Here is a 6,000-nt window from a genome sequence, read left to right on the forward strand (position 1 = left end):
TTCCGTGCATGCGGAAAACACAACCGGCCGGCTCCGGCCGGAGCGGCCTACGGGCCAGTATTGTTCATCGCGGTGGGGGACTCAAGGCGTCTGAAGTAACAAAGCATGGCCCATGTTCTTGCCTGCGCTCACTTCGGACTGCCAGGTGCCGCTGCCTCGGTGCGCTGCAGCGCGCGGCTGCATTTGCGCACAAGCCGCTCCGGCGATTGCTCCGCCTCGAGTGCCTTCGACGCTGCGCTCAGCATCGCGGGCAAGGCGGGGTCGCCCTTTGCCGCGTTCATGGCCTCCTGATCTTCAGCATCCAGCTTGCCAAGTTCCGTCGCCAGGGCTGCGTTGTAGCGCTGCGCGTTCGCGGGATCCAGCTTTGCGCAAGCCATCGGGAAGGCAACGAGGGATGCGTACATCGCCACCTTGAAATCCGGCGGCAACGGGCCGCATGGCGCGTCGGGCGGGCACGGTGCAGTGGCAAAACTGCCTGCCGCATGCAATGCGAGCATCAATGCGCTGAATCCATAGTTGCACCAGGCTGTGCCCGCGCCAGCGGCATTCACCGCTTCACGCCGCCGCATCCATCCCACCCTTGACCATAGCGTTCGGCCGGCTTCAGAAAGTTGGGGAGGGGAGATCGTGGCTTTGGGCTCTTGCATGCGGTATGGCTCTTCCATGTGAAATGTGCGGCGCGCGTTGCACCAAGCATAGCCCAAATGTCGCCGGAGTCACCCGAGTCACCGGCCATCCAACAACGCAGGCCGCCACTTGATCCGCGTATTCGAACCCCGTACCATGCCCTTGCTACCGAAATATAGCGATGTATATAACGCTGGGCAAAGCAGGCGCCCTGGCCACCGAAGGAGAGAGTTCCGTGAATGAAGCGCTGTCCGCCAGCACCGGCGAGAGCAAGGTGCGGCAATACCAGTCCGATGCACTGACGATCTCGGGGCTGGAGCAAACGCTCAGCCTGGATGCGGCGGCCCTGACGGGCTGCGCCGACGTGGTGGGCGGGCCGGCAACCATCCAATGCTACTCGGGGCGCCATGTCCGTGAAGTGCGGCATTGGCGTGGCGTGCGCGTGACGCAGTTGCTTGACCTCGCCGGCATGCAGGCACTGCCTATCGGGCGCCGCAAGCAGAGCGTGATCGCCGTGGTCGCACAAGACGGCTACCGGTGCCTGTTCACCTGGCACGAGCTGTACAACACGGCGGTGGGCAGCGGCGTGATCCTGGTGGTCGAGGAGGACGGTGTTGCGTTTGACCCCGACCTTGGCGGGCTCCACATGGTTTCACTGCGAGACCTGAAGCTTGGCCCGCGCCAGGCGCTGGCGGTCAGCAGTATCGAGGTTCGGCAGTGGCAGGCTTGAGGCGGATGTTCAAGCCTTGGCCAGCAGCTTGATCAAGCCGTTGACCTCAGCCTCGCACGCCTTGGCCGCGCGCTGCTCCGCGGCGCGGTAGAGCCGGATCATTTCCTCGCCGACCGGCGTCAGCACGGTGCCACCGCCCTGCGCGCCGCCATGCTCCGAATCCACTGCCGGCTGGGCCAACGAGCGGTTGATCTCGTTGAGCAGATCCCAGGCCCGCTTGTAGGACATGTCGAGGTGTTTCGCCGCGGCCGATATGGAACCGCATGCGCGGATCGCTTCAAGCAGCGCGATTTTGCCGGGGCCAATGGCAATCGTATCGCCCAGCATCACGCGCATGCGCAACAGCGCCTGCGGCGTATCCGGGCTGACCGAGGTTCGGGAGCGAGCAAGTTTAACCATGGCGGGATGGTACCCCGGCCGACTATCCAGCGGAATATGCGCGCAAGCCGATAGTGCGCATGAGGGCATCCGCATACGATCCGAAAAGCGTTATGTTAGAGCGAATATAACGAAAAGAAATAAGCTTTTGGGGAGATCCACATGGTCACGTTGAAACGTCCGGTGTCCGTATGGCTCGGGTCCGCCTTTGTGCCACTGCTCCTGGTGGCCTGCGGCGGCTCCGATGCCGAGACACCGGCCACCGCGGCAACCGTCACGCCGCTCGTCCAGGCAGAGCGCCAGCTCCAGGTTGGCGGCGCGCTGGACCGGCCCGCCACGCTGACGCTGACGCAACTCCAGGCGCGTCCGGCCGCCATCCAGGCCGTCAGCTTCTCAAGCGGATCCGGTGCGCAAACCCACACCTATGTGGGCACGGCATTGTGGGATCTGCTCAATGGCATGGGCATCCAGGTGGATGCCGCCGTCAAGAACGACGTGCTCGGCAAGTACGTGCTGGCGACTGGCGCCGATGGCTGCAAGGCGGTGTTCTCGCTGGGCGAGATCAAGCCGGATTTCGGCAACCGGGCCAGCCAGGTCGTCCATAGCGAAATGGTGGATGGCGTCGCGACGCCACTCACGGCCGATGGCCTGCTGCGCGTGACCGCGCCGGGCGATGGCAAGGGCGGCCGCTATGTCTCCGGCCTGCTGCGGCTGGATGCGCGCGCGTCCGGCTCCACAGCCATGGGCACGGGCGGCGCGCCGTCCACCCTCCTCACCGTGACGGGCGCGGTCAAGCAGCCTGGCACGTTCGACCTGGCTGCCCTGAAAGCCCTGCCGGTGGTTACGCGCACGGTGGGCGCCAACACCTACACGGGCGTGAGCCTGCGGGATTTCCTGAACACCACGGTCGGCCTCGCCACCAACCCGGCGGTGAAGAACGACGTGCTGGCGATGTATGTGGTGGCAACCGGCAGCGACGGCTACAAGACCCTGATCGCCCTGGGCGAGGTCGAGCCCGGCTTTGGCAACCAGCCGGACCTCATCGCCTATGCAATGGATGGTGCGCCGCTGGGCGCCAACGGCTTTGCCAGGCTGGTGATCCCCAACGATGGCAAGGCGGGCCGCTACGTCTCCAAGCTGATCAGCCTGGAAGTGTTCGCGGCGCCGGCTGCCCAATAGGCGCACTTGCGCGCCTATCCACGCTTATGCGCGCGCGGCCAGCAAGACGCTGGAGGCCTTGAAGATGGCGACGGCCGGGCCGCCTTGCACCAGCCCGAGGCTGGTCACGCTGTCGTTGGTGATGATGGCCACGATCTCGCCGCCCTGCGGCAGGCCGATGGCGACCTCCGCATTCACCGCGCCGATCTTGATGCCCGCTACCGTGCCGGCAAGCTGGTTGCGCGCGGACAGCAGGATGTCCGGGTCGGGCACGCCCACGATCACGGACGAGGCCTTGATCAGCGCCACGGCTTCCTTGCCCACGGCCAGCCCGAGCCGCTTGGTGCTCTCGGCGGTGATGGTGGCAACGATCCGCACGCTACTCGCGATCTCAAGCTCGATCTCGTCGTTCACCGCGCCTTTGTGGACTGCGCTGACCTTGCCGCTCAATTGGTTTCTTGCGCTGGTTTTCATTTTTGTTCACGCCTCGTCATGTCGGCGGCCATCGCCCGGCCGCATGGGTCCCGGCCTGTCGCGCCCGGGTGCCTGATCGGCAGATCATAGCGCGTTCAGATCCCCTCGCCATGCCGTCCTTCCTGATAACCCTTCTTTCCAGACCGTGATGTCCAAAGCCTCGCTCGACCTCCAGCTGCTCCGCGTCCTGCACACGCTGCCGACCGAATGCAGCGTCTCCCGCACGGCGATCCTGCTGGGCCAGTCACAGCCGTCGATCAGTGTTGCACTGCGGCGCCTGCGCGGAAATGGACGGGCAGATCCAGCCCTATGTGCTGCCGATCATGCACGCCGCGCGCGCGCTGGCGCAGACCCTGGCGGGCGATCCGCAGCGCGTGGTCTTCCCGGTGATGCCGGTCAGCCTGAAGACGCCGGCAAGCCCGGCGGTGATCGCGCGGCCCACTGACCCGAGCGGCGCCTGGGCCGTTGTGGTCCACCCGCAGGACGTGCGCAACAGCGTGCGGGCCATCTGCGCCGATCCGGCCACGGGACGCACCATCGGCTTCGCGCTGGTCGGCTCCGCGGTCAGCGACAAGGCGCCGCTGCTGCAGGAAATGTCGGCGCTGCCGCCTTGAGCGGGCGATGCGCGCGGGCGCTGGCCGCATTCGGCGCGACGCGCTCGCGCGCATCAGGCCCCGAGCCAATCAGGATCAGGCGCGGACATAGACCCAAGCCTGAACGCCTGACTTCAGCGTCACCGAGATGCGTTTGTAGTCCGATACCTCGTACGCATCGGCGGCTGCCAGTTCCTGCGCAGTGATCTCGAAGACCATGCCGGGTACTTCATCGTTGGGGTCCGAGCTGGGCTGGACGATTGGGTGATGCGTCTTTCCGCTTGTTGCGACCACGCCGGGGTCGGCAATGGCAACAAGCGACTGCGAGTAACCGGGGATGGCGTCATGGCGCCCGACAAGCTCACGTCCAAAGTTGGCGATCTGCACCGCCTTGTCCTGCAGCGTCCCATAGGAAAAAAGCAGTACTGCCGTATCTTTTCCATCGCCCATCATGTCCACTCCTTTTGATCAGTCAGTCTGGCGGTGCAATTCTAGGCCATGGCCGGTTGTCGATGGCATCCATGTCCGATGAGCGCGCAAGGCGCTATGTTGCCGCTCCACACCCGTTATATTCAATGATATATTTCGCTGACTGAACGAGGATTCCACGGAAGGTACGCATGCATACGCCGCCGTTTCGCCTTGCCCGCCCCAATGGCATTGAGGCGGCGCTTGGCCACAAGCAGCCACCGTGCTGCCCGCCCGCCGAGCCGCAGAGCCTTGGCGGCCGGCGGCGCACGCGCCTTGCGGAGCTGGATTCGCACCTGCACTGCTCGGTGATCGGCACCTGCATGACCACCAGCGAGCTGCGCAAGCTGGTGCCGCGCTTCACCACGCTGGACCGGCAGCGCGCCACCGACCTCGAAATCCACCACGAAGCGGTCAAGCTCTCCAGCGCCGGCGGCGAAGGTTGCAAGGCGTTCCAGAAGGCATTGGATGAGCGCTACGCACATGCGTTGCGGCGCTTTGGCGCGGCCAAGGATGCGGATGCCGTGCGCAAGCTCTGGGACGAAGCCGTCAGCAGCGGTGACATCCCGCCGGCCTACTGGGCCGTGATGACGCACCCGGACGCCAGCACCGCGGTACGCCAGGCGGCGTTTGGCGAGGTGCACATGCTGTCGCACCTGGTAGGGGCGGCCAACCGCGCGGACATCCGCCGGCTGGTCGCGCTGGAAGAAGACAACGCCACGCTGCGGGACAAGCTCGAGCGCCAGCAGGAACGCTTGCAGGAAATGAGCACACGGCACGAGACGACGATCGGCCAGATGACCCACCAACTCATCCAGCTGAGCACGCGCGCGGACCGGCAAACGGGGCCGCGCGATACGGAGCTGGAATTACAAGCGCTGCGAGAAGCCTTGGCAGCCCGTGATGAAAACCTCGCCCTGCAGGCAAGCCGCCGCCAAGCCGCGGAACAGCGCGCCATGCGCGAGCACGAACAGCTGCAGGCCGTACGCGCGCAGCTCGACGACGCACTCGCCCAGCTGCAATTCAGCCGTGCCGAATCGGAAGCCATGGAACGCGCCATGCTTCCCGCCGCGGCACCGGGAGAGGAGCGCCACGCAGGGCTGCGCCAGCTACGGGGAAAGCGCATTGTCTATGTCGGCGGACGCCCCGGCTCCAACCACACGCTCAAATCGCTGGTGGAGTCCACCGGCGGCCAGCTCGTGCTGCACGATGGCGGCATCGAGGACAGGAAGGGCCTGCTGGCGGCAACCGTGGCCCGCGCGGACATGGTGGTGTTTCCCGTCGACTGCATCGACCATGACTCCATGAGCATGCTCAAGCGCGTCTGTGAGCGCCACCAGGTGGCCTACTATCCGTTGCGCACCGCGAGCGTGGCCAGCTTTGTCGAACTGACGACGCGCGTCAGCGTGTCGGCGCGGGAAGAAGCAGGGGCTGTCGCTGTAGCCGCCGGCGGCTAGCCACGTCCGCCGTGCACCGTCGCGAGCGATAGCTGGAGGCAGTGCCGAGCGGGGGCTGGGGGAGAGGGTGGGAGTCCCTACGCAGTGGACGTCCTCACGCTATGCGAGCGCGGGG

Annotated in this window: 8 protein-coding genes and 1 pseudogene; 5 read left to right on the forward strand and 4 right to left on the reverse strand. The window is 65.8% G+C overall.

Features of this window, described 5'->3' with window-relative positions; translation table 11 throughout:
• Positions 1-128: 128 nt before the first annotated feature.
• Positions 129-497, reverse strand: coding sequence for a hypothetical protein (locus tag ACYP5B_RS14620; protein ID WP_459570197.1), 369 nt, complete (start codon positions 495-497; stop codon positions 129-131).
• Positions 498-862: 365 nt separating this feature from the next.
• Here ACYP5B_RS14620 and ACYP5B_RS14625 point away from each other — a divergent pair, with 365 nt between their 5' ends.
• Entirely contained in the window at positions 863-1,357 is a 495-nt protein-coding gene (locus ACYP5B_RS14625) for a hypothetical protein (RefSeq protein WP_400096570.1), read from the forward strand.
• A gap of 9 nt (positions 1,358-1,366) precedes the next feature.
• Here ACYP5B_RS14625 and ACYP5B_RS14630 read toward each other — a convergent pair whose 3' ends face one another.
• Complete coding sequence (locus ACYP5B_RS14630; protein WP_400096569.1) at positions 1,367-1,693, reverse strand: winged helix-turn-helix domain-containing protein; 327 nt, start codon at positions 1,691-1,693, stop codon at positions 1,367-1,369.
• A 204-nt stretch (positions 1,694-1,897) separates the two neighbouring features.
• Between ACYP5B_RS14630 and ACYP5B_RS14635 the strand changes: the two genes are divergently transcribed.
• The gene (locus ACYP5B_RS14635) at positions 1,898-2,914 is read left to right on the forward strand and encodes a molybdopterin-binding oxidoreductase (RefSeq protein ID WP_400096568.1); all 1,017 of its coding nucleotides are present in this window, start codon (positions 1,898-1,900) and stop codon (positions 2,912-2,914) included.
• 24 nt (positions 2,915-2,938) lie between these two features.
• Here ACYP5B_RS14635 and ACYP5B_RS14640 read toward each other — a convergent pair whose 3' ends face one another.
• The gene (locus ACYP5B_RS14640; protein ID WP_400096567.1) at positions 2,939-3,367 is read right to left on the reverse strand and encodes a TOBE domain-containing protein; all 429 of its coding nucleotides are present in this window, start codon (positions 3,365-3,367) and stop codon (positions 2,939-2,941) included.
• 148 nt (positions 3,368-3,515) lie between these two features.
• Here ACYP5B_RS14640 and ACYP5B_RS14645 point away from each other — a divergent pair.
• Both ACYP5B_RS14645 and ACYP5B_RS14650 read left to right on the forward strand, forming a co-directional pair.
• Positions 3,516-3,650: pseudogene (locus ACYP5B_RS14645) on the forward strand (LysR family transcriptional regulator); the annotation flags it as partial.
• Positions 3,651-3,654: 4 nt separating this feature from the next.
• The gene (locus ACYP5B_RS14650; RefSeq protein ID WP_459570198.1) at positions 3,655-3,981 is read left to right on the forward strand and encodes a hypothetical protein; all 327 of its coding nucleotides are present in this window, start codon (positions 3,655-3,657) and stop codon (positions 3,979-3,981) included.
• 75 nt (positions 3,982-4,056) lie between these two features.
• On the opposite strand, the gene ACYP5B_RS14655 is transcribed toward ACYP5B_RS14650, so the two are convergent.
• Positions 4,057-4,413, reverse strand: a complete 357-nt coding sequence (locus ACYP5B_RS14655; RefSeq protein ID WP_400096565.1) for a gamma-glutamylcyclotransferase family protein — start codon at positions 4,411-4,413, stop codon at positions 4,057-4,059.
• Between the two features lie 167 nt (positions 4,414-4,580).
• Here ACYP5B_RS14655 and ACYP5B_RS14660 point away from each other — a divergent pair, with 167 nt between their 5' ends.
• Positions 4,581-5,885, forward strand: a complete 1,305-nt coding sequence (locus tag ACYP5B_RS14660) for a DUF2325 domain-containing protein (RefSeq protein ID WP_459570199.1) — start codon at positions 4,581-4,583, stop codon at positions 5,883-5,885.
• The last annotated feature ends 115 nt before the right edge of the window (positions 5,886-6,000 follow it).

Source organism: Cupriavidus sp. 8B (genome assembly GCF_054589115.1).